The sequence below is a fragment of the Pseudomonas sp. CAN1 genome (genome assembly GCF_030462585.1).
Classification (GTDB): domain Bacteria; phylum Pseudomonadota; class Gammaproteobacteria; order Pseudomonadales; family Pseudomonadaceae; genus Pseudomonas.
This window is the reverse complement of the sequence record NZ_JASMRU010000016.1, coordinates 55596-81734: the sequence shown is the minus strand read 5'-3', so window position 1 is coordinate 81734 and position 26139 is coordinate 55596. Positions and strand designations below refer to the sequence as shown.

25 protein-coding genes are annotated in these 26139 nt (G+C 66.5%); 15 read left to right on the top strand and 10 right to left on the bottom strand.

Annotated features, from left to right (window positions below):
• Positions 1-9 precede the first annotated feature (9 nt).
• On the bottom strand, positions 10-261 hold the full coding sequence (locus QO207_RS20075; RefSeq protein WP_301534077.1) for a hypothetical protein: 252 nt from the start codon (positions 259-261) through the stop codon (positions 10-12).
• A gap of 149 nt (positions 262-410) precedes the next feature.
• Positions 411-1958 carry an MFS transporter gene (locus tag QO207_RS20070; RefSeq protein WP_301534076.1) on the bottom strand — a complete coding sequence of 516 codons (1548 nt, stop codon included), beginning with the start codon at positions 1956-1958 and terminating at the stop codon, positions 411-413.
• A gap of 141 nt (positions 1959-2099) precedes the next feature.
• Here QO207_RS20070 and QO207_RS20065 point away from each other — a divergent pair, with 141 nt between their 5' ends.
• Positions 2100-2990 carry a LysR family transcriptional regulator gene (locus QO207_RS20065; protein WP_301534075.1) on the top strand — a complete coding sequence of 297 codons (891 nt, stop codon included), beginning with the start codon at positions 2100-2102 and terminating at the stop codon, positions 2988-2990.
• Here QO207_RS20065 and QO207_RS20060 read toward each other — a convergent pair.
• The 3 genes from QO207_RS20060 to QO207_RS20050 form a co-directional block, all read right to left on the bottom strand.
• Complete coding sequence (locus QO207_RS20060; protein WP_301534074.1) at positions 2960-3313, bottom strand: VOC family protein; 354 nt, start codon at positions 3311-3313, stop codon at positions 2960-2962. The genes QO207_RS20065 and QO207_RS20060 overlap by 31 nt on opposite strands.
• Before the next feature lie 72 nt (positions 3314-3385).
• The gene (dapA, locus tag QO207_RS20055; protein WP_301534073.1) at positions 3386-4258 is read right to left on the bottom strand and encodes a 4-hydroxy-tetrahydrodipicolinate synthase; all 873 of its coding nucleotides are present in this window, start codon (positions 4256-4258) and stop codon (positions 3386-3388) included.
• Positions 4259-4600: 342 nt separating this feature from the next.
• Positions 4601-4951 carry a helix-turn-helix domain-containing protein gene (locus QO207_RS20050; RefSeq protein ID WP_301534072.1) on the bottom strand — a complete coding sequence of 117 codons (351 nt, stop codon included), beginning with the start codon at positions 4949-4951 and terminating at the stop codon, positions 4601-4603.
• 103 nt (positions 4952-5054) lie between these two features.
• On the opposite strand from QO207_RS20050, the gene QO207_RS20045 reads away from it, so the two are divergent.
• Complete coding sequence (locus QO207_RS20045; RefSeq protein ID WP_301534071.1) at positions 5055-5804, top strand: SDR family oxidoreductase; 750 nt, start codon at positions 5055-5057, stop codon at positions 5802-5804.
• A 4-nt stretch (positions 5805-5808) separates the two neighbouring features.
• Here the strand turns inward: QO207_RS20045 and epsC are convergent, their stop codons facing one another.
• Positions 5809-6762, bottom strand: coding sequence for a serine O-acetyltransferase EpsC (epsC, locus tag QO207_RS20040; RefSeq protein WP_301534070.1), 954 nt, complete (start codon positions 6760-6762; stop codon positions 5809-5811).
• A 327-nt stretch (positions 6763-7089) separates the two neighbouring features.
• Between epsC and QO207_RS20035 the strand changes: the two genes are divergently transcribed.
• From QO207_RS20035 to QO207_RS20005, 7 genes are all read left to right on the top strand, one after another.
• Positions 7090-7755: a M24 family metallopeptidase gene (locus QO207_RS20035; RefSeq protein WP_301534069.1), complete on the top strand. Its 666-nt coding sequence runs from the start codon at positions 7090-7092 to the stop codon at positions 7753-7755.
• A 14-nt stretch (positions 7756-7769) separates the two neighbouring features.
• Entirely contained in the window at positions 7770-8111 is a 342-nt protein-coding gene (locus tag QO207_RS20030) for a gamma-glutamylcyclotransferase family protein (RefSeq protein ID WP_301534068.1), read from the top strand.
• An 81-nt stretch (positions 8112-8192) separates the two neighbouring features.
• Positions 8193-8621 (top strand): molybdopterin-binding protein, encoded by a 429-nt coding sequence (locus tag QO207_RS20025; RefSeq protein ID WP_301534067.1) that lies wholly within the window; start codon positions 8193-8195, stop codon positions 8619-8621.
• Between the two features lie 280 nt (positions 8622-8901).
• Positions 8902-9177, top strand: coding sequence for a PepSY domain-containing protein (locus QO207_RS20020; RefSeq protein WP_301534066.1), 276 nt, complete (start codon positions 8902-8904; stop codon positions 9175-9177).
• Entirely contained in the window at positions 9174-10454 is a 1281-nt protein-coding gene (locus QO207_RS20015; RefSeq protein WP_301534065.1) for an exo-alpha-sialidase, read from the top strand. Before QO207_RS20020 ends, QO207_RS20015 begins: the two co-directional genes overlap by 4 nt.
• Entirely contained in the window at positions 10451-11092 is a 642-nt protein-coding gene (locus QO207_RS20010) for a hypothetical protein (protein ID WP_301534064.1), read from the top strand. Before QO207_RS20015 ends, QO207_RS20010 begins: the two co-directional genes overlap by 4 nt.
• Positions 11089-13125, top strand: coding sequence for an LTA synthase family protein (locus QO207_RS20005; RefSeq protein WP_301534063.1), 2037 nt, complete (start codon positions 11089-11091; stop codon positions 13123-13125). Before QO207_RS20010 ends, QO207_RS20005 begins: the two co-directional genes overlap by 4 nt.
• A gap of 276 nt (positions 13126-13401) precedes the next feature.
• Here the strand turns inward: QO207_RS20005 and mntP are convergent, their stop codons facing one another.
• Entirely contained in the window at positions 13402-13971 is a 570-nt protein-coding gene (gene mntP / locus QO207_RS20000; RefSeq protein ID WP_301534062.1) for a manganese efflux pump MntP, read from the bottom strand.
• A 532-nt stretch (positions 13972-14503) separates the two neighbouring features.
• Here mntP and QO207_RS19995 point away from each other — a divergent pair.
• The 3 genes from QO207_RS19995 (at position 14504) to QO207_RS19985 (ending at position 18260) form a co-directional block, all read left to right on the top strand.
• Positions 14504-14719 carry a hypothetical protein gene (locus QO207_RS19995; protein WP_301534061.1) on the top strand — a complete coding sequence of 72 codons (216 nt, stop codon included), beginning with the start codon at positions 14504-14506 and terminating at the stop codon, positions 14717-14719.
• Positions 14720-15454: 735 nt separating this feature from the next.
• A complete protein-coding gene (locus QO207_RS19990) occupies positions 15455-16960 on the top strand; it encodes an APC family permease (protein ID WP_301534060.1) in 1506 nt (501 codons plus the stop codon).
• Between the two features lie 118 nt (positions 16961-17078).
• The gene (locus QO207_RS19985; protein WP_301534059.1) at positions 17079-18260 is read left to right on the top strand and encodes an iron-containing alcohol dehydrogenase; all 1182 of its coding nucleotides are present in this window, start codon (positions 17079-17081) and stop codon (positions 18258-18260) included.
• Between the two features lie 3 nt (positions 18261-18263).
• Here QO207_RS19985 and QO207_RS19980 read toward each other — a convergent pair whose 3' ends face one another.
• From QO207_RS19980 to QO207_RS19970, 3 genes are all read right to left on the bottom strand, one after another.
• Positions 18264-19166, bottom strand: a complete 903-nt coding sequence (locus tag QO207_RS19980) for a LysR family transcriptional regulator (RefSeq protein ID WP_301534058.1) — start codon at positions 19164-19166, stop codon at positions 18264-18266.
• A 74-nt stretch (positions 19167-19240) separates the two neighbouring features.
• Entirely contained in the window at positions 19241-20356 is a 1116-nt protein-coding gene (gene aguA / locus QO207_RS19975; protein ID WP_301534057.1) for an agmatine deiminase, read from the bottom strand.
• 225 nt (positions 20357-20581) lie between these two features.
• Positions 20582-21469, bottom strand: a complete 888-nt coding sequence (locus QO207_RS19970) for a LysR substrate-binding domain-containing protein (RefSeq protein WP_301534056.1) — start codon at positions 21467-21469, stop codon at positions 20582-20584.
• A gap of 423 nt (positions 21470-21892) precedes the next feature.
• Between QO207_RS19970 and QO207_RS19965 the strand changes: the two genes are divergently transcribed.
• From QO207_RS19965 to QO207_RS19955, 3 genes are all read left to right on the top strand, one after another.
• Positions 21893-23203: an OmpP1/FadL family transporter gene (locus QO207_RS19965; protein WP_301534055.1), complete on the top strand. Its 1311-nt coding sequence runs from the start codon at positions 21893-21895 to the stop codon at positions 23201-23203.
• 54 nt (positions 23204-23257) lie between these two features.
• A complete protein-coding gene (locus QO207_RS19960; RefSeq protein WP_301534054.1) occupies positions 23258-23923 on the top strand; it encodes a DUF3313 domain-containing protein in 666 nt (221 codons plus the stop codon).
• Positions 23924-24061: 138 nt separating this feature from the next.
• On the top strand, positions 24062-26083 hold the full coding sequence (locus tag QO207_RS19955) for an alkyl/aryl-sulfatase (RefSeq protein ID WP_301534053.1): 2022 nt from the start codon (positions 24062-24064) through the stop codon (positions 26081-26083).
• Positions 26084-26139 lie beyond the last annotated feature (56 nt).

The following is a 26139-nucleotide window of genomic DNA, read 5'->3' as shown; positions in this document are numbered from 1 at the left end:
CGCGCCTGCTCAGGCGTCGTCGAGCCCCTCGACCCAGCGCTCGGCTGCGTCATGGGACGCCTGGAAGGCTTCCTCGTGGGACTCCCACGGGCCGACCACCACGTCCAGCGGCGACACCCCGGCCGGCATCTTCGCCAGCGACAGCAGCACTTCACCGACCTTGCCCGGGGCGATGTAACGCGGCGACATCAACACGGCGACGCCGCTGGAGGTCAGGTATTCACTGGGTGCCATGAACTCCGGCTCGGCTGACTGCTGCATGCGGTTTCCCCCTGGCCTTGGCTGGCCGGTTCTCAGGATGGCGGCAACGAGGCGCACAGCGCGCACTCTTCCTGATTCCTGACCCGAGCGGGCAAACGACAGTTCCGGCAACTGCCGCCCTGCCATCAGTTGGCAGACAAACGGCCGTTTCAGGCCGGTAGCGGCTCGTGCACCGGCATCGGCCGACCGAGCAGCACGCCCACCAGCACGGCGAACACCAGGGCAGCGATGCCCACCGCCAGCAGCACGCTCTGGAAACCACCTACGAAGGCCTGGCGCACGGCCGGCGCCAGCGCATCGCGCAGGGCCGGGTCGACCAGCGCCAGCGCCGCCGTGAAGTCGCCGGCCGCCGCGCGGGTCGCCATCTCCGCAGCCTTGTCCAGCTGCATCGGCGCCAGCCGTGCCAGCGCATCGCGCAGCAGCTGGGCGCTGTGTGCGGCCAGGACGCCGCCAAGAGCGCCAATGGCCAGCACGATGGCGGCGAAGCGCGTGGTGGTGCTCAGCCCCGAGGCCATGCCGGTGCGCTCACGGGGCACGCAGGCCATGATGTTCTTCTGCGTGTCGCCGTTGAGCAGCCCGGCGCCGGCGCCCAGTACCAGGCTGGCGAGGGCGAAGGCCAGGTAACCGCCCTGCCCGGCCGCCAGCGCGCAGAGCAGGTTGCCCGCACCGACCAGCACCAGACCGAAGGCGAAAATCTGCGCCGGGCTGAAGCGCGTGCTCAGACGCATGCCCACCCGTGGCGCCAGCAGCATCGCCAGGGCAAACGGCAACATCCCCGCACCCGCAGCCACCGCCGACAGCTGCAGGCCGTTCTGCAGGTACAGCGGCAGCAGGGTCATCATCACCTGGGCACAGGCGGCGTAGGCGAACATGCCGAGCAAGGCGCCGATGAAGCGGCCGCTGCGCATCAGCCGCAGGTCGATCATCGGTCGCGCCTGGCTGCGCTCCACCAGCACGAACAGGCCCAGCAGGCCGGCGCTGACCAGCAGCCGCGCGAGGGTCGGCGGGCTGTCCCAGCCGACGCGATTGCCGTCGATCAGCGCCCAGATCAGGTAGCCCAGGCCGCCGGCAAAGGTCAGGCTGCCCAGCGGGTCAAGGCGCGCCGCCGCGCTGTCGCGGGACTCCTCGATGCTGCGCAGCGCCATCGCTCCCAGCAGCACCACCAGCGGCAGGTTGAGGTAGAAGATCCAGCGCCAGCCCAGGGTCGCGGAAATCACCCCGCCCAGCAGCGGCGCAAAGGTGATGGTGGCGCCCATGCACGCGCCCCAGAAGGCCCAGGCGCGCAGGCGCTCCTCGGGTTCGTGGAAACGGTGGCCGATGGCGGCCAGCGCCGAGGTCAGCAACAGCGCAGCGCCAACGCCCTTGGCAGCGCGGGCGATATCGAGGAACAGCAGGCTCGGCGCAGCACCACAAGCCAGCGAGGCGGCACCGAACAGCACCAGCCCGAGCAGCAGCATGCGCCGCCGGCCGAAACGGTCGGCCAGGCTGCCGGCGGGCAGCAGGCAGGCGGCGAAGGCCAGCAGGTAGGCGCTGACCACCCACTCGATATCGGCGAAGGAGCCGGACAGGTCGCGGGCGATGCTCGGCAGCGAAACGGCGACGATATTGGTATCGAGGATGATCAGCGCGCACACCGCCGAGGCAGTCAGCAGGGTGAAACGGGCGGAGGGACGTTGGCGAATCACGTGGTCGGACATGGCAGGGCTTCCAGCGCTGGCCGACGTGCAGGGTTTTGCCCTCGCCGCGCCAGCCTTGTAGTGTTGCCTCCACGGTAACGCCCACCCGCGCCGGGCTTGTTAGCCACGGCGGCCTTCGTCATTAGCCTGCGACTAACGAACATGGAAATCCGTCATTTCCGCTACTTCCTCAGCGTCGCCCGCCACGGCCACTTCACCCGCGCGGCCGAGCAGTTGGGCATCGCCCCGCCGACCCTGAGCCGGCAGATCCAGGACATGGAAAAGGAGCTGGGCGTGCTGCTGTTCCAGCGCAGCCAGCGCGAGGTGCGCCTGACTGCCGCTGGCGAGGCCCTGCTGGCCGAGGCCGAACTCGCGGTGCGCCAGTTCGACGCCGCGCAACTGGGCGCGCAGCGCGCCGGCCGCGGCGAAACCGGCCACCTGCGTTTGGGCTACGTGGCCTCGGCGGCTTACTCCGGCGTGCTGCAGCAGCATGTCGAGCAATTCACCCGCGCCCTGCCGGCGGTGGACCTGGACATCCGCGAAGCGCCCATGGCGCAGCTGCCAGCGCAGGTGCGCGACGGTGTGCTGGACCTCGCCTACGTGCGCTCGCCCATGAGCCTGCCGGAAGAGCTGGAAGCCATCGCGCTGCAGGAGGAAGGCTTCGTCCTCGCCCTGCCCGCCTCCTCGCGCCTCAACGAGCTGCCGGAGATTCGCGCGGCGCGGCTGAGCGGGGAAACCTTCATTCTCCCCGAGCAGATGTCCGGCACGCTGGAAGTCGCCAGCGCTGGCGGCTTCACCCCGCACCTGGGCCAGCAGCCGGGCAGCCTGGTCGCGGTGATCGCCCTGGTGTCGCTGGGCCGCGGCATCGCCATCGTCCCGGAATCCGTGGTGAAACGGGTGCAGCTGCCACAGGTGAACTACCGCCCGCTGGCCGACTGCGCGCCGCGCTCGTGGCTGTCGCTGCTGCACCGGCGCTTCGAGAAATCACCGCTGGTGCGGCGCTATATCGAACAGGTCAGGGCTCAGTCCGCCGACCACACCGCCAGCTCGTAGCCGTCCGGATCGATGAAGTGAAAGCGCCGGCCACCGGGGAAGGCGAAGGTCGCGCGGCTGATGGTGGCGCCGGCGGCTTCGAGGCGCGCCTGGGCCTGCGCCAGGTCGTCGGCGTAGAGGATCACCAGCGGGCCGCCGGGGCGCACCGGTTCGCCGGTGGTGAAGCCGCCGGTGAGGCGGCCGTCGCTGAATTCGCTGTAGGTGGGGCCGTAGTCGGTGAAGGTCCAGCCGAAGGCGCTGCCGTAGAAAGCCTTGCTGCGCGCGATGTCGCTGACGTTGAACTCGATGTTGTCGATCTGGCGGTCGTTTCCGCGAATACCCATGGGCGCCTCCTTGGCGGGTCGTGACGGCGTGATCCTACTGCATCCTGCGCCGCCCACGCCCCGACGCGGCGCCTAGTCGCACGCCTCCAGGTCAGCCAGCACCCGGCGCAGGCGCTCCAGGGTCGCTTCCGAGCAGGCCTGCATCGGTTCGCGCAGCTCGTTGGCCATCAGCCCCTGCAGGGCCAGGGCGCCCTTTACCGCGGCCGGGTTGGGCTCGGCGAAGGCGGCCTGCATCCACGGCAGCAGGCGCTGGAAGGTGCGCCGCGCAGCGTTGATGTCGTTGGCTTCCATCTCGCGCTGCATGCGCACATAGAGGTCGGCGCGCACGTGGGCCGAGGCCGAGATGGCGCCGGCGCCGCCCATGCAGAGGTTGGCGAAGATCTGCAGGTCCTCGCCGGTGAGCACTTCGATGTGGCCGTCGGCGATCAGCGCCAGGGTGGTTTCCACGTCGCCGCCGCAGTCCTTGATCGCCGCGATGTTCGGATGGCGGACGATGCGGCGCAGGGTCTCGCGCTCGATGCGCACGCCGGTGCGGTAAGGAATGTCGTAGAGCACGACCGGCACGCTGGAAGCATCGGCAACGGTCTGGAAGAACACCTCCAGGCCCTGCTGCGACGGGCGGATGTAGTACGGCGCAGGCACCAGCACGCCGGCCAGCGGGCGGCGCTGGACTTCCTGCTGGAAGGCCAGCAGCTCGCGCAGGTTGTTGCCGGCCAGGCCCATGATCACCTGCTGCGGCGGCACCCATTGCAGCACCGCGTCGAGCACGGCGAGCTGCTCGTCGTGGCTGAGCGCGGCGGCTTCGCCGGTGGTGCCGCAGACCACGAAGCCGGCGACGCCGTCTTCCAGCAGCCCGCTCACCAGCCCCTGCAGGGCGGGATAATCGACTTCACCAGAACGAAAGGGAGTGGCCAGGGCCACCCAGATACCGCGAAAACTGGACATGCAAAAACTCCTTGTGGCTGACCGTCGGGTCGCCGTCAGGGAGGGTGCGGGAATCAAGCGGGGGTAGAGGTTCGACCTTGCGCCTTGTGTCCAGTCAGCCCATCTGACGGGACAGCGCCCCGGTCAAATGAGCGACTGTTTCTTCGATTTCTTGGCAACCACGACGCACGCGCAAGCCCGGGCAGCGGAGCCCGAAGCAGAGAGCGAATGGTCGTGGATGGAGAACATGGGTTTCTCTTGAGTGCGAGGCTCGGAATACGTCGTTGCGCAGGAAGATGTTGCGCGAAACGTCTGACGGATACTGCTGAAGGACCGGGGCCACTGTCAACTCCCCCGCTTCGCTTAGTCGCCCTTCAGCCGATGGCCGTGGCTGCGCATCCAGCCGGCCAGGGAGTCCAGGGTCGGGCGCAGGCTGCTGCCCAGCACGGTGATGCGGTACTCCACCCGTGGCGGCACCTCGGCGAACACCTTGCGCTGCACCAGCCCGCGCTGCTCGAACAGGCGCAGCTGGCGGGTCAGCTCCTTCTGGGTGATGGGCGCCACAGCGCGCTGCAGCTCGCTGAAACGGATCGGCGTATCGGTGACGATCAGCCGGTAGAGGATCGGAATTGCCCACTTGCCGGAGATCAGGCTGACGAAGCGCAGCATCGGGCAGTTTTTTTCTTCAGGCGGCGACAGCGCGTCGTTGCTCATGGCGATCCTCGGGGTTGCCTGGTATCCAATCGGTGCCTACTAGGCAAAGGATACCATTGTGAAAATACTGGCCTGCAAGCCATCTCAACGAGGACACGAGAGCATGAATCGCTTGCAGGACAAGTACGCACTGATCACTGGCGGCAGCAGCGGCATCGGCCTGGAAACGGCCCGCCGCTTCGTCGCCGAAGGCGCCCGAGTGGCCGTGACCGGGCGCGACGCAAAGGCACTGGAACAGGTGCAGGATGAGCTGGGCGACGCGGTCATCACCCTGCGCAGCGACGCCGGCGATATCGCCGCGCAACGGCAGCTGGCCGATGAACTGATACAAAGCTGGCCGCGCCTGGACGTGCTGTTCGTCAACGCCGGCGACGTCACCCACCGCCCCTTGGAGGACTGGGACGCAGCGACCTGGAACCAGCTCATGGCAACCAACCTGATGGGTCCGTTCTTCCTGATCCAGGCTCTGTTGCCGCTGCTGGCCAACCCCGCCTCGGTGATCCTCTGCGGCTCCACCAGCGCGCACATCGGCCTGCCACAGAGCAGCGCCTACGCGGCGAGCAAGGCGGGTCTGCTGTCACTGGCGCGCACGCTGTCGGGGGAACTGGCGGGACGCGGCATCCGGGTCAACGGCCTGAGCCCCGGCCCGACCGAAACCCCGGCGCTGGGCAAGCTTGGCCTGCCGCCGGAGCAGCAGGCCGCGATGCGCCAGCAGATTCGCCAGCTGGTCCCCATCGGCCGCCTGGGCAGCGTCTGGGAACTGGCCAGCGCCGCAGTGTTCCTGGCGTCCGACGAGTCGGGCTTCATGGTCGGCAGCGAGCTACTGGTGGACGGCGGCGTCGCCAACCTGTGAGGCGTCAGTCCTTGCCGCAACGGCTCTCGTCATGCTGCAGGCTGGCCTGGCTGACCTGGCTGCCCGGCGGCACGCTGCGGGTCAGCCAGACGTTGCCGCCGATGGTCGAGCCCTTGCCGATGGTGACGCGGCCGAGGATGGTGGCGCCGGCGTAGATCACCACTTCATCCTCGACGATCGGGTGGCGCGGCTCGCCCTTGTGCAGCTGGCCGGTTTCGTCGGAAGTGAAGCGCTTCGCCCCCAGAGTCACGGCCTGGTAGATGCGTACCTGCTTGCCGATGATCGCGGTTTCGCCGATGACCACGCCGGTGCCATGGTCGATGAAGAAGCTGCTGCCGATCTGTGCGCCGGGGTGGATGTCGATGCCGGTGGCCGAGTGCGCCAGCTCCGAGATCATCCGCGCCAGCAGCGGCAGGCCGGCGTTGTACAGGTGGTGCGCGAGGCGGTGATGGATGACCGCCACCACTCCTGGATAGCACAGCAGCACCTCGTCCACGCTGCGCGCCGCCGGGTCGCCCTGGTAGGCGGCGAGCACGTCGGCATCGAGCAGCTTGCGCATCTCGGGCAGCGCGCGGGCAAAGTCGCGCACCAGCACCACGGCGTGCTCGTCGATTCGGCTGTCGACCACGTCGCCGCGCTGCCGCGCGCTGTAGCGCAGTTCCAGGCGGGCCTGCACCAGCAGCGCATTCAGCGCCGCATCGAGGGTGTGGCCGACGAAGAAGTCTTCGCTCTCTTCGCGCAGGTCGTTCGGGCCCAGGCGCATGGGGAACAGCGCACTGGCCAGGCGCTCCACCACTTCCTCGATGGACTGGCGCGACGGCAGCTCGCGGCCGCCCTGCTCCGGGTGGCGGCCGGTGCGGCTGCGCCATTCGTTGCGCGCGCCACGCAGGTCCTCGACGATCTGCGCCAGTTGCCAGTTCACCGGGCCGTTTTCGTTCAGTCGCTTGGCGTCATTCATCGCTTGCTGTGTTCCTTGGTAAGACGGGGCTTTCAATCACGGTTGCCTATCCTGATCGGTCCTACAGCGCAGGACAAATCGCCGGAAGGCATAACCTAATGCTTTTTTCGCAGGTTGCGTTGCTGCCACAGCAACACGACCTCGACAACTACCCGGCCAGTCCAAGGCAAGGCCGCATGCCTCGCGGGAAGAGGCATGCGCGAAACGGGTTGCACATCGCCATCGCTATGTAGAAATCTATATGGCGACACAGTGCATTCGACAGCCACTTGTTCTTAAAGACCCATAGTTCTTCTTAAAGCCCAAGTTCTTCATAGAGAGAGCCCCATGAATACCGCCGTGTATGCCAAGGAAGCCGTCGGCGCGAATTACGCGCTGGAATCGATGCAATACGCCCAGGCCCGCACCTGGGAAGCCGTGGACGCCATCGCCGCCGCGATGCGCCCCGGCCTGACCGAGCTGGAAGCCGTTGCCATCGGCAAGCAGGTCCTCACCGACCTGGGCATGGAGCGCATCTGGCACCCGCTGCTGATCCGTTTCGGCGCCAACACCCTGAAGACCTTCAAGCAGCGCTCCGAAGGCAACCCGGTGCTGGGCGACAACGACATCTACTTCATCGACATGGGCGTGGTCTGGCGCGGCCATGAAGGCGACGCCGGCGCCACCTTCGTCACCGGAGACGACCCGGAGATGACCGCCTGCGCGGCAGCGGCGAAGACGCTGTTCGAGCGCGTCGAGGCGCGCTGGCGCGAAACCGGCTGCAGCGGCGTCGAGCTGTACGACTTTGCCCACCAGCAGGCCGAGGCCATGGGCTGGAAGCTCAACCTCGACATCAAGGGCCACCGCGTCAGCGACTTCCCCCACGCCATCTACCGTGCCGGTGACCTGGGCGACTACGCCGAGCAACCCCATGGCGGCCTGTGGATCCTGGAAATCCAGATCGCCCACCCGAGCAAGGCCTACGGCGCCTTCTACGAAGACCTGCTGGCCTGACCCGGAGCGTTGCAATGAGTGAAACCGTACTGCTGTTCTCCTACGGCACCCTGCAGGACAAGGCCGTGCAGCTCTCCAGCTTCGGCCGCGAGCTGCAGGGCCACGCCGATGCCCTGGTGGGCTTCCGCCAGGATTGGGTGGAAATCACCGACCCGGCCGTGCTGGCTACCAGCGGCAAGACCCACCACCCCATCGTCCACTACAGCGGCGAAGACGCCGACCGGGTGCCCGGCACCGTGTTCGAGATCAGCCACGAGGAATTGCTGGCGGCAGACGCTTACGAGGTGTCCGACTACCAGCGGATCAACGCCAGCCTGCAGTCGGGCTTGCAGGCGTGGGTCTATGTGAAAGCTTGACGCAGGCGTTGTGGTGGCAAGTTCATAGCGTTTTTTGACACGCTGGTCAGAATTTTCTGAAGCCCTACGTGGAGAAAAACAATGAAAGTCAGTGCACGCAACGTTTTCAAAGGCAAGGTCCGCGAAGTCCGCGCCGGCGCGGTCAACAGCGAAGTCGTCCTTGAACTGGCCGGCGGCGAGACCCTGGTGGCCGTGGTCACCGTGGAAAGCGTCAACAGCCTGAAGCTGGCCGCCGGCGCTGAAGCAGTCGCCCTGGTCAAGGCGCCGTGGGTCATGCTGATGACCGAAGCCAGCGACATCCGCCTGTCGGCACGCAACTGCCTGAACGGCAAGGTCGTCAGCGTCACTGACGGCGCGGTCAACGCCGAAGTGGTGATCGAGCTGGCCGGCGGCACCAAGGTCTTCTCCATCGTCACCCGCGATGCCGTGAGCGAACTGGGCCTGGCCCCGGGCGTCAGCGCCACTGCGGTGATCAAGGCTTCCCACGTGATCCTCGGCGTGCCGGCCTGACCTGCTCACGCGGAGCGTCAGCCGACGCTCCCTTGCCATGGCCGATCACGCTGATCGGCCATCGCGCACCCCACCGAATGCCTCTCTCCCCCGGCAACGACACAGAAAGTCATCAAAAGCGCTTTGGCGCAACGCCGAAACTGCCGCTACGCTCGCCGGAAAGCAGCCGGAAAATTCCTTCAGACGATTCCTCAGAATCAATGTAACTGCTTGTTATTTTTGACATTTTATTCACATTTCGCTTTTTAACTTGGCGCCTTCGACCCACCGGACAGGCCCCATGTGGAAGCTCATTTCGTTCCTTGCGGCGCTCGGCAGCGCCAACCTCGCCTTCGCTGACGCCCAATGCACCCGCGCGGACCGCTCCACCTGGCAGCAGGAGTCGATCTTCCGCTCCGCCATGAAGCAGCAGGGCTACCGCATCACCAAGTTCCGCGTGACGCCGGGCAACTGCTATGAGATCTACGGCTTCAACCCGCAGAGCGACCGCGTCGAGCTGTACTTCCACCCCGTCACCTTCGCCCTGGTGAAAGCTGAGCCGGTACTGCGACGATGAACACCCTCGCCCTCCGCTCCGCCGGCGGCCTGCTGGTGGCCGCCATCTTCGGTTTCGCCTGGTACCAGTCGCCTTCCTTCGAAGTAGCCGACTTCGCCGTCGAAACCGGTGACTCCCGCGCCACTGCCGACAACACCGGCCTGACCCGGCGCTTCGCTTCCTCGGACATGCGCGACTTCGTACACTCCGCCTCCCTCGCCACCCTGCCCGACGGCGCCTTGATGGCGACCTGGTTCGCCGGCACCCGCGAGGGCTCCGCCGACGTGCAGATCCGCGCCGCGCAGTTCGACGCCACCACCCGTCAATGGTCGGCCGAGCGCGTGCTGGCCACGCGCATCGGCACCGAACAGGCGGTGCAGAAGAACATCCGCAAGCTCGGCAACCCGGTCATCGCCCTGTCGCCGGACAACCGCCTGTGGCTGTTCTACGTCTCCGTCTCGGTGGGCGGCTGGGCCGGCAGCGCGATCAACGCCATGCATTCGGACGACCTCGGACAGACCTGGAGCGCGCCACGCCAACTGGTGACCACACCCTTCCTCAACCTCAGCACCCTGGTGCGCGGCGCGCCGGTGTTCCACCGCGACGGCTCAATCGGCCTGCCGGTCTACCACGAGTTCATGGGCAAGTTCGCCGAGTACCTCTACCTGAATTGCGACGGCGAGGTGCTCGACAAATTCCGCATCAGCAAGGGCAAGCATTCGCTGCAGCCAACCGTGGTGGCACAGGATGGGCGGCAGGCGGTCGCGCTGCTGCGCTACGCCGGCGAGCAACACCACCGTGTCCTGGCCAGCCGCACCACGGACGCCGGGCAGACCTGGAGCGAGCCGCAACCAGTGGAACCGAGCAACCCCAACTCGTCACTGGCCGCTGTTGGCCGCAGCAACGGCAACCTGCTGGTAGCGATGAACGATCTGGAGGACGGCCGTTTCCGCCTCACCCTCTATGAAACCGACGCGCAGTTGCGCAACTGGCGGCTGGTCTCGCAGCTCGACGAATCCCCCGATCCCTGGGGCGACCCGGTGCCGCCGGAAGTCTTCCGCGCGCTGATCGGCGCGACCTGGGACGAGGTCGACGCGCGGCAGCAGAAGACCCTGGAGCAGAACTTCCTCGCCAGCGTCAGCCAGCGCATGTGCGAGTCCGGCCAGTGCCGCTTCGAATACGAGTACCCCTACTTCGCCCGCGACGCGGCCGGTGCCTATCACCTGGTCTATTCGTGGAACGACACCTTCATCAAGCACGTCAGCTTCAGCGACGCCTGGGTCGAGGGCCAACCATGACATTCGGACTCTGGCAGGCGCATCTGGCGCTGGCCCTTGCGCTGTTCCTGCTTATCGCGCCCTTCGGCAGCGCCCGCCACTGGCAGGCGCTGAAACTCGCCATGGCAGCCGGGCTGACCTTCGTCCCCGTCGACGGCCTGCCGCTGGCCATGGTCGTGCGCAGCTTCACCCATGACCTGTCCAGCAGCCTGCTGGTGCTGCTCATGGGCTTCACCCTGGCGCGCTTCGGCGTGGTGCAGGTTCGCGCCGTCCACCTGCGCGAGGTGCTGCTGGCCGTGGCGGTGCTGGCGCTGGTGCTCTATCCGGCCTCCCTGGGCCTGAGCTACCTGGACCCGTTCCGCTGGGGCTACGAGCCGACCTGGCTGCTGCTGGCGATGGCCGCACTGACCCTGGTTTTCCTACTGCGCGGTAACGGCCTCGGCGCGGCGATGCTGCTGATCGCGACCCTGGCCTACGCGTTGCGCGGCGACGGTTCCGGCAACTACTGGAACTACCTGATCGACCCGCTGCTGGCACTCTACGCCCTGGTTTTCTGCCTCCTGTGGGCGGGCCAGACCTTGCTGCGCCGTGCCCGCACCCTTCTCTCCGGCGAGCGCAATGCGCGCCGCCTTATGGACTTTGCCGAGACTGATCGATGAGCTGGATTCGCTCCCGACGCCTGCACTACCTGGCCGGCGTCGTCGCCGTATTGTTCGTCCTGTTCACCCTGCTGCGCGGCGTGTTCCTGCTCGGCTTCTCCGGGCTGCCCTTGCAGGCGCTGGGGGAGAATGGCGACGTCCTGCGCACCCTCGGCATCGGCCTGCGCTTCGACCTGCGCCTGGCGCTGCTGGTCGCGCTACCGCTGATGCTGCTGGCCTGGCTGCCGTGGTTGAACCTGCTGCGCAGCCGTGCCATTCGCCACCTCGCCCGCGCCTACCTGGCGCTCGCCGTGGGGCTGGTTTTGCTGGTCTACATCATCGACTTCGGCCACTACGCCTACCTCGGTGTGCGCATCAACGCCACGGTGCTGCGCTTCATCGAGGACGCGCAGATTTCCACCGGCATGGTCTGGCAGACCTACCCGGTGGTCTGGATCAGCCTGGGCTGGCTGGCCTGCCTGGCGCTGACGCTCGCCGTGCTCTGGCAGCTCGAACGGCGGACGCTGCAGCGCGCTGCTACGCCGATCTCGCGCTGGTCCGTGGCCGCCGCTTCCGCGCTGGTCACCGTGCTGGTGTTCCTCGGCCTGCTCGGCCGCGTCGACAACCTCAACCTGGAGAATCCGGTGCCACTGCGCTGGAGCGACGCTTTCTATAGCGGCGATGCGCAGATCGCCGCGCTCGGGTTGAACCCGGTGGTATTCCTCTACGATACCTTGCGCGTCGACCCGGTCGCCTTTGACGAGGCCGAGGCGCGCAAGCACTACCCGCTGATGGCGAACTACCTGGGCATCGACACCCCCGACGGGCAGGCCCTCGACTACCGCCGCCAGCAGCCCGCACAACCGGCAGCGCTGGCCAGCGGGCGACAGCCCAACGTGGTCTTCGTCATGCTCGAATCCCTCGGCACCAGCGCCGTCGGCGCCTACGGCAACCCACTGAACCCGACGCCGAACCTCGACCGCATCGCCCGCGAAGGCTGGTTCTTCCGCCACTTCTACGTGCCGGTGACTGGCACCGCGAAGACCGTCTGGGCCAGCATCACCGGCGTGCCGGACGTGACCCGCGAACAGACCGCCACGCGCAACCCGCTGATCTCCCGCCAGCACAGCCTGATCAATGCCCTGGACGGCTACGAGAAGTTCTACATGATCGGCGGCAACGCCGGCTGGGCGAACATCAACGCGCTGATCCAGCGCAGCATCGACGACGTGCAGCTGTACGAGGAACGCCACTGGCAGGCGCCGCTGGTGGACGTCTGGGGCATCTCCGACCTGGATTTCTTCAAGGAAGGCACCGCGGTGCTGCGCCAGTTGCCGAAGGACCAGCCGTTCTTCGCCTACCTGCAGACCTCCGGCAACCACCGGCCCTTCACCATCCCCCGTGACAACGACGGCTTCCAGGCCCTCGACTTTCCGTTGGAGAAGGTACAGAGCGCCGGCTCACGCAGCGTGGAACAGTTCAACGCGGTGCGCCTGCTCGACTTCAACATCGGCAAACTGCTGGAAATGGCCGAGCGCGACGGCTACCTGGACAACACCATCTTCGTGTTCTTCGGCGACCACAACACGCGCATCAGCCAGATTCCGCACATGGCGCCGGGCCTCGAACAGCTCGGGCTGGAGAGCAACAACGTACCGCTGATGATCTACGCACCGGGCCTGCTGCAGCCCCGCGTGTTCAACGAGGCCGTCGGCCTGGCCGACCTGCTGCCCAGCGTGCTTGGCCTGCTCGGCAAGCCCTACGCCAACGGCGGCATGGGCCGCGACCTGCAACTCGCCGCTCCGGAAGGCGAACGCGTAGTGCCGCTGGTGCTGCGCGAGGGCACCTTCCCGATCATCGGTGGCGTGACCCAACGTTTCCTCCTGCAGATGCAGCACGATGGCAGCTCGCCGACCCTGCACGACATCTACTCGCCCACGCCGATGGAGGACGTTGCCGCACAGCATCCGCAGGAATTCCAGCGCCTCGCCGCACTCACCCGCGCCATGCACGAGACCTCGCGGGTGATGCTGTACCGCAACGTGCGTGAATGAAAGCAAGCCGCAGAGCGTGGGATCGTCAGGTGCGTAGGAGCGGACTCTGTCCGCGATAGGTCCCCTGCGCGCCGGGAAACATCGCGGACGGAGTCCGCTCCTACGGCGCTGGGGATGCCTGAACGTAGGGCGCATAACCCGGAACGGGTTGTCCGCCGATCAGCCCGACGGCGGATAACGCTGCGCGTTATTCGCCCTACGTTCGAGGGCACCGGAAGATTCACTGCAATGAAAAAGGGCCGCGCGATGCGGCCCTTTCTTGTTCGGATCGTCGACTCAGACCGCCGACAGGTGCTCGTAGAGGATGGTGGCGCCGACCAGCATCAGCACCACGCCGCCGATGATCTCGGCGCGCTTGCCGACCACCGCGCCAAGCACGCGGCCGAGCATGGTGCCGATGGTGACCATGGTCATGGTGGCGAGGCCAATCGCAGCCGCGGCAACCCAGATATTCACGTCGACGAAGGCCAGACCCACACCGACCGCCAGGGCGTCGATGCTGGTGGCCACGGCGGTCACCGCGAGGACCCAGAAGGAGTGCTGCGAGGGCTTTTCATCCTCGGCCTCGTCGTCCTGGCGCACGCCGTTGTAGATCATGTGCAGGCCGAGCACGAGCAGCAGGCCGAAGGCGATCCAGTGGTCCCACTCGACGACGTAGCTGCTGGCGGCCTGGCCGATGAACCAGCCGATCAGCGGAGTGATGGCTTCGATGACACCGAAGATCAGGCCCGTGCGCAGGGCTTCGGAGAGGCGCGGCTTGTGCAGGGTCGAGCCCTTGCCGATGGCGGCGGCGAAGGCGTCGGTGGACATGGCGAAGGCCAGGAAGATCAGCGAGATGGGATTCACGTACAACTCCAGCCGGGCACGAGACAACGACAAGACACTGCGAGCCCGGCTTGAGCGCAGTCATGTCGTTGGTCTCGCCAATCCGGTTGGATGCACTGGCCACGGCAGGTTGCCGATCATGTTGACCAGGGCGACTTCACGCAGGTGTGAAGCCAGGCTACTCCCCAAAGAGGCGGCGATCTTAGCAGGAGTTTGTGAAGAAAGTGTCACGCCGGTCGGGTAATCGACCCCTTGGCAACCTGCCGTTACTCATTAGCCGAACGGCATGGATTCGTTAGCCAGGCTTCATGATCGGTTGTTTTCTGCTCAGTCCGATGCCATCCGCCGGGATTCGGTATTCAGTTGTACGCCGCACGCAGCAGGGATTTGGCGGATTTCCATGCGCCACCGGCGAAAGGGCGCTGCACAGGGCAAATGGCAATTCGATCAATCCCAGCAGTTTTCCTCATGGGTCGCGCCAGGGGCGGCCCCGTAGACTGTGGCCACTCGCGAGCAATCACCTATCAGAAGTCCACTACCCGAGAATTCCTTCATGAAACTGCTCACTGCCAGTGTCCTGACCGTCGCCGCCCTGCTCGCCAGCCAGGCCTCCATGGCCGAAGAATCGCCGCTGATGGCCAACCGCCTGACCCAAGCCAACTATCAGGCCATGCAGGCCAGCCGCGACAAGGCCGACGCCGAACAGCAGACCGCCCAGAACGCCCAGCCCAACGCCGAGAAAAAGGCCGAGCAGGACAAGCACTGCTGATACCGCTGTACACCGGGAGCGCGCTGTCGCTCCCGGTTCCTCCCGGCGACCCCGTCGCCTTGCTCGCGAACCCGCATCCCTCCTTCCTATCCCTGTGGGCGCCTACCCTCTTCGCGAGCAAGCTCGCTCCTACGAAGAGCACGCCGTGCCCGCTTTGGTAGGGCGCATAACGCGCCAGCGTTATCCGCCGCGGTGGCATCCGGCGGATAACCCGTTCCGGGTTATTCGCCCTACGGTTCGCCGCAGCTTTCGTAGGAGCGGAGCTTCTCCGCGAAATCCCGGCGCAGCCGGGACAGTGGCCGACACAGGGCACCGGCCTGCCCGCTTAGTAGGATGGGTGGAGCGCAGCGATACCCATGCTGGCGGGTATGCATGCGTTGATGGGTATCGCTGCGCTCCACGCCATCCTACGTCGTGCCCTTGCCGACTTCCCCCATCGACCGCCTCGCCAGCGTTTCTGAAAGGGCAATCCGCCGCCTACCCTGGCATCATTCCGGCAACCGCCACTCAAACATCAGCCATGACTGATGTCAGCACAATCAAATATGAATTTTCCCTGATGCGGCAGCGCCCTACTCTGGCTCCGCGCTGCACTGACAGCGCCAGCTACTCAGCCGTCCTAAAGAGACGCGGGTTCTCGATAACAACTCCAACTGCCCCGAGGATCTCCCATGCGCCGTCGCCCCCTCATGCCTGGCCGTGAATTCCCCTTTGCACTGAATACCGGAGGCCGGCATGTCTGACCTTCGCAGCTCCACCGCAACCGCCGGAAACGGCGACGAAAGCCTGCTCGCCAGCCACGGCTACCGCCAGGAACTGGACCGCGGGCTGAACCTGTGGTCGTCCTTCTCCGTCGGCTTCGCCACCATTTCCCCGGTGGTCGGCATCTACTCGGTGATGTCGCTCGGCGCCATGAGCGTCGGGCCGTCCTGGGTGTGGATCGTGCCGCTGTGCCTGCTGCTGCAATTGACCGTAGCGCTGGTCTACGCCGAACTGTCCTCGCAGTTCCCCCTGGCCGGCGGCTGCTACCAGTGGGTGCGCCGGCTGATCGGTGACCGCGCGGCCTGGTTCACCGGCTTCCTCTACCTCGCTTCCGCCCTCGCCTCGCTGACCACGGTCGCCTACCTGGGCGGGTTCTGGCTCGGGTTGCTGGTGATCGGCGAGCCGCCGTCGGCCAACGCCCAGGTCCTCTGCGGCGCCGCGCTACTGGCCCTGGGGCTGGGGGTGAACCTGCTGGGCATCAACCCGCTGAAGTACTTCGTCAACGCTGGTATCTTCGCCGAGGCCATCGCCTCCATCGGCATCGGCGTGCTGTTGCTGCTGTTCTTCCGCAACCATTCCTTCGAGATGCTGTTCAGCAGCCTCGGCGCCCTGGAGGCTTCCGGCGGTTCCTACTGGAGCGGCTTCCTCACTGCGCTGGCGGTGGGCGGCTGGGCCTTCCTCGGCTTCGACGCCTGCTCGCAGATTTCCGAGGAAACCACCGACGCCCGCGTCTCCACGCCGCGCGCCATCCTGCGCTCGATGCTGGTGGTCGGGCTGACCGTGATGCTCACCGCGTTCGCCGTCACCCTGTCGTACAAGGACCCGGCCGCCGTGGTCAGCGGGCAGATCATCGACCCGGTAACGCCGGCGGTGGTGGACGCCTTCGGCGCCTGGGCCGAGCGGCCGTTCKYGGCCATCGTGCTGGTCGCCTTCGTGGCCTGCGTGGTGTCGGTGCAGACCTACATCGGTCGCGCCATCTTCGGCATGGCCCGCGACCGCATCCTCCCAGGCTCCGCCCTGCTGCGCCGGGTGGACAAGCGCAAGGTGCCGATGGCCGCGATGGTCTGCAGCACCCTGCTGGCGAGCCTGGGCCTGGCGCTGGGGCTGAATGCCACCGCGGTCGGCACGCTGATCGCCTTCGGCAGCGGCGGCTTCTTCTTCGTCTTCCTGATCGTCGCCGCCAGCGCGCTGTATGCCCGCCTCAGCGGCCGCTGGGACCCGGAAAAAGGCGCACTGAAACTCGGCCGCAAGGGCCTGCTGGTCAACGTCATTGCCGTGGTCTGGCTGGTGTTCGAGGCGATCAACGTGGCCTGGCCGCGGGAAATGCTCGCCCCGCCCGGCGCGCCCTGGTTCCAGGTGTGGGCGGTGGTCGTGGTGTTCTCCGTGCTCGCCCTGTTCGGCCTGGCCTACCTGTTCATCGCCAAGCCGCACCGCCGCATCGCCACCAGCCTGAGCTTCGCCGGCCGCGCCGTCGGCTGAACCTCAGCTAGTCCATCAGCGGCGCCGGCAGTAACCGGCGCCCTCCTTTCCTTCCTGCCCGGCCGGGCCGCCCTGCGCCCCGGCACGGGCAGCTCATGCCTGCAATCCGGAGCTTCCCATGTCCACCCTGAACTACTGGAACTACCCCACGGAAATCCTCTGCGGCGTCGGCGCCCTCGACCAGTTGGCCGAGCGCTGCCGCCTCGCCGGGATGCGCAAGCCGCTGCTGGTCACCGACCCCGGCATGCTCGAACTGCCGCCGCTGCACGAAGTGCGTCGACGCCTGGAAGCCGCGGGCATCGACTACGCGCTGTTCCACGGTTTCTCCAGCAACCCCGCGCTGGAGGAAGTCACCAGCGGCGCCCTGGCCCTGGCCGAAGGCGGCCACGACTCGCTGATCGCCCTGGGTGGCGGTAGTGCACTGGACGCGGCCAAGGGCATCGCCCTGCTCAGCCGCGACGCCGATGGTCTGCACAATTTCGAGTGGTCGCAGCTGATCGAGCACTACCCGACTTTGGGCGATCACCCGGCCCTCGCCCTGCCGCCGCTGATCGCCATCCCCACCACCGCCGGCACGGGTTCCGAGCTGGGCCGCGAGGCGGTGCTGACCGACAGCGCAAGAGGCATCAAGATCGTCGTCGGCCACCGCGAGTTGCTGGCGCGCTCGGTGATCCTCGACCCGGTGCTGACCGTCGGCCTGCCGAAGTCGCTCACCGCCGCCACCGGCATGGACGCGCTGACCCATCATCTGGAGTCGCTGTTCTCGCCGCTCTACCACCCCATGTCCGCCGGCGTCGCCATCGAAGGCGTGCGTCTGGTGAAGGAGCACCTGCAGCGCGCGGTGCACAACGGCACCGACCTGGCCGCCCGCGAAGGCATGCTGGTGGCCTCGGCCAGCGCTGCCGTGGCCTTCCAGAAAGGCCTCGGTGGCGTGCACGCGCTGGCCCACCCGCTGGGCGCGAAACACCACAAGCACCACGGCCTGCTCAACGCGGTGCTGCTGCCCTATGTGCTGGTGGCCAACCGCTCGGCCATCGAGGCGGACGCCACGCGTCTGGCGCGCTACCTGGAGCTGCCGGAAGCGAGCTTCGACGGTCTGCTCGGCTGGATTCTGGAGCTGCGCTCGGCGGTGTCCATTCCCCACACCCTCAAGGAGCTGGACCTCAATGGCGAGGACGCACAGTGGGTCGGCGAGCAGGCCGTGGCAGACATTTCCTCCTCCGAGACCAACGCCCTGCCACTGCAGGCGGAGGATTACTCGCGCATCTACCTCAACGCGGTGAACGGCATCCTCGGCTGAGGGCTAACCGCCGAGGCCGTGCACGCTCAGCAGGTCTTCGATGAAGGCGCGGGCGGCCTCACTGCGGGGCCGCCCGGCGTAGGTGATCATGCTGTGAGTCACATCGTAGCAGAGCTTCTCCGGCAGCAGCGGCTTCATCCGTCCACGCTCGACCCAGATGTTCGCGTAGTGGGTCGGCAGGTAGCCCAGGTGGGTACCGGCCAGCACCGCGTGCGCCACCGCCTCCATGTGATGCGCGGTGGCGCTGCTGCGTTCGGGGCGGAACGGCAGTTCCTGGTCCGCCGGCAGGAAGCCGTGGCGCACCCAGTTGTAGTCGCCGATCTGCTTGAGCGTCGGCTTGCGCGCGCTGAACAGCGGATGGCGTTCGCCGCAGAACACGCCGATCTCCTCGGTATACAGCGGCAGGTAATCCAGGGTCGGCCGCGTGCGGCTGAAGTAGGAAATCGCCAGGTCCAGCTGGCCGTCGATCACCGCCAGTTCCAGTTCGGTGGGCGAGTTCACGTAGAGATTCAGCTGCACGTCCTGCTCGCGGCCGTGGAAGGCCGCCAGGGTCTCGTCGAAGCGTGCCTGCGGCAGGGTCGTGACATTGTCCGCCAGGCCCAGGTACAGCTCGCCGACCAGGCGCCCCGAGAGCGCCTGGGCCTGGTCGCGGAACAGGCCGATGGCGTCGAACATCGCCTGGGACGCATCGAGGATGCGCTGCCCTTTCGCGGTCAGGCGGAAGCCGCCCTTGCCGCGCTCGCACAGCCGGTAGCCCAGGCGTTTTTCCAGGCTGCCGATGTGCATGCTGATGTTCGACTGGCTCATGTTCAGCTCGGCCTGCGCCGCGGTGAAGCCGCCGCACTTCACCACGGAGGCGAAGATGCGCAGCAGGCGCAGATCGAGGTCGGTGAAATTCCTGAGCATGACGGGCTTCCGGCACTGGGCGGGGCTGGCAGTCTACTGCACCGGCCGCCCCGCGCCTAAGCCTGCGGGCCCGCTCAGCGACTGCGCGCGGGCGCGGCGTACTGCGGCATGGTGATGCAGCCGATGTTGCCGCCGCCAAGGAGGATTTCCCGCGAGTTGTCGATGCCGATCACTCGCTTGTCCGGGAACAGTTCGGCCAGCACGCCCTGGGCGATGCGATCATTGGGGTCGTCGAAGAACGGCATGACGATGGCCGAGTTGCCGGTATAGAAGTTGATGTACGAGGCGCAGATCTTCGTCCCGGCCTGGCGGTCGAAACTGCCGTCGACCTGGTCCAGCCCTTCGGCTTCGGCGGCGGTCCATTCGAGCACCTGCGGCTGCGGCAGCTTGTACACCTGCAGCGCATTGCCACGGGCATCGCGGGCGCTGCGCAGGACGTCGTAGGCCTCCTGGTAGATTTCCCACTGCGGGTCGCTGCGATCATCCGTCCACTGCATCACCACCACGCCGGGGCGCACGAAGCACGCCAGGTCGTCGACGTGGCCATCGGTCTCGTCGAACTTGCAGCCGCGCGGCAGCCAGATCACCTGCTCGGCGCCCAGGTAGTCGCACAGCCGGCGGGTCACTTCTTCCTTGCCCAGGTGGGCGTTGCGGTTGCGGTTGAGCAGGCATTGCTCGGTGGTCAGCAGGGTGCCCTGGCCATCGCTGCGAATGCTGCCCATCTCGGCGATGATGGACGCGCGGTAGCGATCGAAGCCTTCGATCTCGAGGATCTTCTGCGCGATCTGGTCGTCCTTGTCCCAGGGGTAGTAGAGGCCACCGTCGAGGCCGCCGTAGGCGTTGAACTGGAAGTCCACGCCGCGCATCTCGCCGCTGTCGTCATTGACCAGGAAGGCCGGGCCGCTGTCGCGGAACCAGGTGTCATTGCAGGTCATCTCCACCACGCGCACATTCTCGGGGAGCATGCGCCGGGCGTTGGCGTACTGCGCGGCGGAAGCACAGACAGTCACCGGCTCGCTGCTGGCGATGGCGCTGACCACCTCGACCCAGACCTTCTGCGCCGGCTTGCCGCCGTTGCGCCACACATCCGAGCGTTCGGGCCAGCCCAGCCAGCAGCGGGCCTTGGGTTCGAATTCGCCGGGCAGGCGGAAGCCATCGGCCTTGGGCATTGTCGAGTGGGTGCGGGACATGGGGGGTTCTCCAGAATCAGCGGCAGGAATGAGCGCAAGGTTGCCGCCCCACCGCAGGGGAAACCATTGATGAATTTCGCGGAATAGCTGAATTGGATTCATCGATCACAGGCATGACCAATGAATTAACCGGGATCGTAGGAGCGGACTCCGTCCGCGATCGGCCCCGCATCGCGCCGGATACCATCGCGGACGGAGTCCGCTCCTACGCAATACCCACCTGCATCACATGTCGTTGAGCTGATCCGTCACCCACTCGATGAACTGCGCCACCGCCGGCTTGTCCAGGCGCAGGCGTTCGCAGACCAGGGCGTACTGCCCCAGGGAGGTGATCTGCGCGGCGAACGGGCGCACCAGGCGGCCGCTGGCCAGGTCCTCGGCGCTGGTCAGGTTGTCGCCGATGGCCACGCCCTGGCCGCGCACCGCGGCCTCCATGGTCAGCCCGGCGTGGCCGAGGTAGACGTGGCGGCTGGGGCGGATGTCGCTGGCGTGGGTGGTCAGCCAGGCGGTCCAGGACTTGCCGTCCTGGTCGTCGTGCAGCAGGCAGTGGCGGGCCAGGTCGCGCGGGTGCTTGAGCAGCGACTGGTTGAACAGGCCGGGGCTGCACACCGGGAAGAACTGCAGGGTCGGCAGCGGCCGCACGAAGTAGGTGCTGGCATCCGCCGGACCGGTGCCGTAGGTGATCGCCAGGTCCATCTCGGCGGCCGGCCCCGGCGCTTCCAGCGGCTGCTCGTGCAGGTGCAGGACGATCTCCGGATAGCGCTCGGCAAAATCCGCCAGCCGCCCCACCAGCCACTTCTGCGCCAACTCGACGGTCACCGCGATATGCAGTTGCGCCTGGGAGCCGGGGTCACGCAGCTCGTCGCACGCCGTGCCGATCAGCTCGAAGGCCTGCTGCAGGCTGCGCAACAGCCGCCGTGCCTGGGCGGTAGGCTGCACCTGGCGACCCTGGCGCTCGAACAGCGTGGCCCCCAATTGCTCCTCCAACTGGCGAATCTGGTGGCTCACCGCGCTGTCGGTGACGCACAGCTCTGCGGCGGCACGGCCGAAATGCGCGTGCCGCGCGGCGGATTCGAAGGTGCGCAAGGCAGTGAGCGAGGGCAGGCGGCGCATGGACGGTCTCTTCGCTGGAAATGAGGCGCAAGGCGGGCAGCCGGCATGCTGACCGAGGGGCGGAGCTGAAGCAAGGCGCGCCGCGCACCCCACTCCTTGCACGTCAGTACCACTCATTTCGCGACAACGGCCGGAGCGCACGGCGAACTCGCCGCCACGCAACCACAGAAGGAGCGCCGAATGCCGCCCTCCGTCAAAAAATTGGATACGTTTCATGCCAGCCATTGTGTCGTCAAAAGTGCATTGATCGCGATTTTGACGTCAATCCGGGTTGCATATCCCCTATCGCTATCTAGGCTCTCCCTCACGGCCTGCAGCCCCCACGGGTAGCGAGCCGGATGTCTCCAGCGCGCATTCGGAGCGAATGCCTTCACGGCGTCTTCTCACCGTGAAAGCCGATCAGGGATCAGCAGGGGACGCTCGATGACCAAGCACGGCAAGCCAGCCGCAGCGGCACTCTCCGCCCTCACCGCGACATCGTTTTGTATCCTGTTTTCCACCCAGGCCAGCGCTGGCGGCATCATGATCTACGAGGCCGGACAGGAAGGCATGGGCCTGGCCAACGCCGGTTCCGCCGCCCTGGCCAGCGACCCCAGCGTGCTGATGAGCAACCCGGCGGGTATGGCGAAGCTCAAGGGCACGCAGATCAGCGCCAACGCCCAGGTCATCCTCGGCGACCTGCGCTTCTCCCGCGACGACAACAACCAGTTCGACGGCAACGAAGGCGGCAACGCCCTGCAGTGGCTGCCCGGCGCCAGCTTCTTCGTCAGCCAGCAGATCGACGACAAGTCGGCCATCGGTTTCGGCATGTACGGCAACTTCGGCCTGGCGCTGAACTACGACGACGACTGGGCCGGCCGCTACTTCAGCCAGGAGACGGCGATCATCGGTGTGTCCTTCCAGCCCACCCTCGCCCACCAGTTCACCGACGACCTCTCCATCGGCATCGGCCCGCGCATCGTCTACGGCTACTACCGCACCGAGATGGCGATCAACAACAACCTGCTCGGCCTGCGCGACAGCCCCGACGGCCAGCTGGAGTTCGAGGACACCGACGTCGGCGTCGGGGTCAACCTGGGCCTGCTCTACAACCTCAACGACAGCACGCAGATCGGCCTCGCCTATACCAGCAAGGTGAAACTGGAGTTCGAGGACAGCCCGGACGTCAGCAAGGTCAGCAAGGTCAGCAACCCGATCATCAATGCCGCGCTGAACCGCCTTGACGTGAATTCGCTGGAGCTGGACGTGAACATCCCGCAGACCGCGACCCTGAGCATCGCCCACCAGCTCGACCCGCAGTGGAAGCTGCTGGGCAGCCTGGGCTGGCAGGACTGGAGCGAGTTCGGCGAGATCGGCGTCGACGTGGATGCCAGCGCCGGCGGCGTCGACCGCACCGTCGACCGCAAGTACAAGGACACCTGGCACGCCTCCGTCGGCACCCAGTACCAGGCCACCCGGCAGCTGCGCTGGAGCCTGGGCCTGGGCTACGACAGCTCGGCGGTGGACGACAAGGACCGCACCGTCGACAACCCCATGGCCGAAACCTGGCGCCTGGCGACCGGGGTGAACTACCAGGTCGAGGAAGGCCTCGACCTGCACCTAGCCTACACCCTGGTCTGGCTCGGCGACATGGACGTCGAGCAGACCAAATCCCGCTCCGGCGAGACCTTATCCGGCACCTACAAGAATGCTGCCCTGCACATCATCGGCGGCGGTGCGACCTGGCGTTTCTGAACCACGCGTCGATCAAGAACGCGCCCGACTGCAACATCCACAAGGAGCAATACCATGCAAGTCAAACTCCTGGCCCTGTGCCTGGCTTCACTGACGTTCGCCGGCTGCGCCAGTAAATACGTGGAGCCGGAGAACTACTCCGGATTCCTCAAGGACTACAGCGTCCTCAAGGAAGAGAAATCACCCTCGGGCGCGCCGGTGATGCGCTGGATCAAACCCGGCATCGACGTCAGCACCTTCACCAGCGTCTACGTCGAGCCGAGCCAGCTCTACCCGCAACCGCAGCCCAGCGAGAAGATCCCGCAGAGCACCCTGGACGGCATCACCAAATACTACGACCAGGCCCTGCAGACGCAATTCGCCAAGGCCCTGCCGCTGGCCAATGGCCCCGGCCCGGGCGTGCTGATCGTGCGCCCGGCGATCACCGCCGTCAGCGCCGCGACCAAGGGCCTGCAACCCTACGAGGTAATCCCGATCGCGCTGATTGCCGCCGGCGTCAGCACCGCCACCGGCATCCGCGACCAGGACACCAGCATCGCCACCGAAGCGGCCTTCCTCGACGGCAGCGACGGCAAGGTGGTCGCCGAAGTCGTACGCAAGGGCGCCGGCACCGAGCTGGAGAACTCCTCCCAGGTGATGACCGCCAACGACGCCAAGGCCGTGCTCGATGGCTGGGCGCGGGACATGGTCAAGTCCTACGAACAGCTCAAGCACAAGTGATCCTTCGGCGGAGCCTGCCGCCGGCAGGCTCCGCTACCCTGGCCCCGACGCACCGCCTCATAGCGTGAGGAAACCATCGAAAAACAACGCTGGCAGTTGCCCCGCAGGTACAGCGCATCCCGCAAGAAGGAGCTTGAAATGAAAGCAACTGCCAGAGCCTCGAAGCCGCTCGGCCACCTGCCCGCCAGCAGCCTGTGGAAATTCAGCGCCTCGTTCGCCCTCGCCGCGGCCGTCTCGCTGAGCACCCAGGCCTGGGCCGCCGAGACGCCCAAGCCCGCCACCGAGGCGACCAAGACTGCCAACGACGCCCTGCTCAAGGAGCTGCCGTTCAACGACAAGACCTCGTTCGAACTGGCACACAAGGGCTTCATCGCGCCGCTGCCCACCGAACCGATCAAGGGCGAGAAAGGCAACCTGATCTGGGACCCGGCCAAGTACAACTTCATCAAGGAAGGTGAAACCGCGCCGGACTCGACCAACCCCAGCCTGTGGCGGCAGTCGCAGCTGATCAACATCTCCGGTCTGTTCGAGGTCACCAAGGGCCTCTACCAGGTACGCAACTACGACCTGTCGAACATGACCATCGTCGAAGGCAAGGACGGCATCACCATCTTCGACCCGCTGATCTCCGAGGAAACCGCCCGCGCCGCGCTGGAGCTGTACTACCAGCACCGGCCGAAAAAACCGGTGGTGGCGGTGATCTACACCCACAGCCACGTCGACCACTACGGCGGCGTCAAGGGTGTGGTCAAGGAAGAGGACGTGAAGGCCGGCAAGGTGAAGATCTACGCACCCAAGGGCTTCCTCGAACACGCCGTGGCCGAGAACGTGATGGCCGGCACCGCCATGAGCCGCCGCGCCAGCTACATGTACGGCAACCTGCTGCCGCCGTCCGATACCGGCCAGCTCGGCGCAGGCCTGGGCACCACCACCTCCGCCGGCACCGTGACGCTGATCCCGCCCACCGACATCATCTCCGAAACCGGCGAGAAGCACGTCATCGACGGCCTGCACTACGAGTTCCTCTATGCGCCGGGCAGCGAGGCACCGGCCGAGATGATGTACTACATCAGGGAACTCAAGGCGCTGAACACCGCCGAGGACTCCACCCACACCCTGCACAACACCTACTCGTTGCGCGGAGCGAAGATCCGCGAGCCGCTGCCCTGGTCCAAGTACCTCAACGAGGCGCTGAAGATGTGGGGCGACGACGTCCAGGTGATGTACGCCATGCACCACTGGCCGGTCTGGGGCAACAAGGAGGTCAACGAGCACATCGGCCTGCAGCGCGACATGTACCGCTACATTAACGACGAAACCCTGCGCCTGGCCAACAAGGGCTACACCATGACCGAGATCGCCGAGCAGGTGAAACTGCCCAAGGCGATCGCCAGCAAGTTCTCCAACCGTGGCTACTACGGCTCGCTGAACCACAACGTCAAGGCGACCTACGTGCTCTACCTGGGCTGGTTCAACGGCAACCCGGCGACCCTGCACGAGCTGCCGCCGGATGAGGAAGGCAAGCGCTACGTCGAAATGATGGGCGGCGCCGACGCCGTGCTGAAGAAGGCCAAGGAGTACTACGACAAGGGCGACTACCGCTGGGTCGCCGAGGTGGTCAACCACGTGGTGTTCGCCGACCCGAGCAACCAGGCGGCGAAGAACCTGCAGGCCGACGCCCTGGAGCAGATGGGTTACCAGGCCGAGAGCGGCCCGTGGCGCAACTTCTACCTGACCGGCGCGCAGGAGCTGCGCAACGGCGTGCAGAAGCTGCCGACGCCGGACACCGCCAGCCCCGACACCGTCAAGGCGATGGACCTCGACCTGTTCTTCGACTACCTGGCCATGCGCCTGAAAGGCCCGGAAGTCGAGGACAAGAAGATCACCCTGAACTTCGACTTCACCGACCTCAAGCAGAAGTACCTGGTGCAGATGGAAAACGGCGTGCTCAACCACACCGAGGGCCTGCAGGCCAAGGACGCCGACGCCACCATCACCCTCAGCCGCGACACCCTCAACAAGCTGATGCTCAAGCAGACCACGCTGAAGGACGCCCAGTCCGCCGGCGACATCAAGGTCGACGGCGACCAGGCCAAGCTCGGTGAGCTGGTGAGCTACCTGGACAACTTCGACTTCTGGTTCAACATCGTCACGCCCTGACCGGGCCGCAACAGGCAGCCCGGCGGCGCACGCCGCCGGGCTGTCACCATTCCCGA

Bases quoted from the DNA above. Each gene is read 5' to 3' on its own strand.
- QO207_RS20075 (WP_301534077.1), bottom strand. From the start codon at position 261: ATGCAGCAGTCAGCCGAGCCGGAGTTCATGGCACCCAGTGAATACCTG.
- QO207_RS20070 (WP_301534076.1), bottom strand. From the start codon at position 1,958: ATGTCCGACCACGTGATTCGCCAACGTCCCTCCGCCCGTTTCACCCTG.
- QO207_RS20065 (WP_301534075.1), top strand. From the start codon at position 2,100: ATGGAAATCCGTCATTTCCGCTACTTCCTCAGCGTCGCCCGCCACGGC.
- QO207_RS20060 (WP_301534074.1), bottom strand. From the start codon at position 3,313: ATGGGTATTCGCGGAAACGACCGCCAGATCGACAACATCGAGTTCAAC.
- dapA (WP_301534073.1), bottom strand. From the start codon at position 4,258: ATGTCCAGTTTTCGCGGTATCTGGGTGGCCCTGGCCACTCCCTTTCGT.
- QO207_RS20050 (WP_301534072.1), bottom strand. From the start codon at position 4,951: ATGAGCAACGACGCGCTGTCGCCGCCTGAAGAAAAAAACTGCCCGATG.
- QO207_RS20045 (WP_301534071.1), top strand. From the start codon at position 5,055: ATGAATCGCTTGCAGGACAAGTACGCACTGATCACTGGCGGCAGCAGC.
- epsC (WP_301534070.1), bottom strand. From the start codon at position 6,762: ATGAATGACGCCAAGCGACTGAACGAAAACGGCCCGGTGAACTGGCAA.
- QO207_RS20035 (WP_301534069.1), top strand. From the start codon at position 7,090: ATGAATACCGCCGTGTATGCCAAGGAAGCCGTCGGCGCGAATTACGCG.
- QO207_RS20030 (WP_301534068.1), top strand. From the start codon at position 7,770: ATGAGTGAAACCGTACTGCTGTTCTCCTACGGCACCCTGCAGGACAAG.
- QO207_RS20025 (WP_301534067.1), top strand. From the start codon at position 8,193: ATGAAAGTCAGTGCACGCAACGTTTTCAAAGGCAAGGTCCGCGAAGTC.
- QO207_RS20020 (WP_301534066.1), top strand. From the start codon at position 8,902: ATGTGGAAGCTCATTTCGTTCCTTGCGGCGCTCGGCAGCGCCAACCTC.
- QO207_RS20015 (WP_301534065.1), top strand. From the start codon at position 9,174: ATGAACACCCTCGCCCTCCGCTCCGCCGGCGGCCTGCTGGTGGCCGCC.
- QO207_RS20010 (WP_301534064.1), top strand. From the start codon at position 10,451: ATGACATTCGGACTCTGGCAGGCGCATCTGGCGCTGGCCCTTGCGCTG.
- QO207_RS20005 (WP_301534063.1), top strand. From the start codon at position 11,089: ATGAGCTGGATTCGCTCCCGACGCCTGCACTACCTGGCCGGCGTCGTC.
- QO207_RS19995 (WP_301534061.1), top strand. From the start codon at position 14,504: ATGAAACTGCTCACTGCCAGTGTCCTGACCGTCGCCGCCCTGCTCGCC.
- QO207_RS19985 (WP_301534059.1), top strand. From the start codon at position 17,079: ATGTCCACCCTGAACTACTGGAACTACCCCACGGAAATCCTCTGCGGC.
- QO207_RS19980 (WP_301534058.1), bottom strand. From the start codon at position 19,166: ATGCTCAGGAATTTCACCGACCTCGATCTGCGCCTGCTGCGCATCTTC.
- aguA (WP_301534057.1), bottom strand. From the start codon at position 20,356: ATGTCCCGCACCCACTCGACAATGCCCAAGGCCGATGGCTTCCGCCTG.
- QO207_RS19970 (WP_301534056.1), bottom strand. From the start codon at position 21,469: ATGCGCCGCCTGCCCTCGCTCACTGCCTTGCGCACCTTCGAATCCGCC.
- QO207_RS19965 (WP_301534055.1), top strand. From the start codon at position 21,893: ATGACCAAGCACGGCAAGCCAGCCGCAGCGGCACTCTCCGCCCTCACC.
- QO207_RS19960 (WP_301534054.1), top strand. From the start codon at position 23,258: ATGCAAGTCAAACTCCTGGCCCTGTGCCTGGCTTCACTGACGTTCGCC.
- QO207_RS19955 (WP_301534053.1), top strand. From the start codon at position 24,062: ATGAAAGCAACTGCCAGAGCCTCGAAGCCGCTCGGCCACCTGCCCGCC.